This window comes from Klebsiella sp. K47, assembly GCF_051858335.1.
GTDB classification, from domain to species: Bacteria; Pseudomonadota; Gammaproteobacteria; order Enterobacterales; family Enterobacteriaceae; genus Klebsiella; species Klebsiella pneumoniae.
In genome coordinates this window covers 1-224 of sequence record NZ_JBPYUI010000414.1, presented here as the reverse complement: position 1 = coordinate 224, position 224 = coordinate 1, and the positions used below count along the sequence as shown (strand labels likewise).

The following is a 224-nucleotide window of genomic DNA, read 5'->3' as shown; positions in this document are numbered from 1 at the left end:
CCCCGATTCCTGCTCGGGCATCTCCGAGTGGATCAGGCCGCGGCCGGCGGTCATCCACTGCACGCTGCCCGGCGTGAGCAGGCCCTCGTTGCCATGGTTGTCCTTGTGCCGCATGCGGCCATCGAGCATGTAGGTCACGGTCTCGAAACCACGGTGCGGGTGGCTCGGGAAGCCGGCGATGTAGTCCTCGGCGCGGTCCGTGCCGAATTCATCCAGCAGCAGGA

1 protein-coding gene is annotated in these 224 nt (G+C 67.0%); it reads right to left on the bottom strand.

The window, feature by feature from the left end; all coding sequences use genetic code 11:
• Positions 1-224, bottom strand: a 224-nt coding sequence (locus RRF55_RS28610) for a pirin family protein (RefSeq protein ID WP_439419387.1), incomplete at both ends; no start/stop codon positions are given.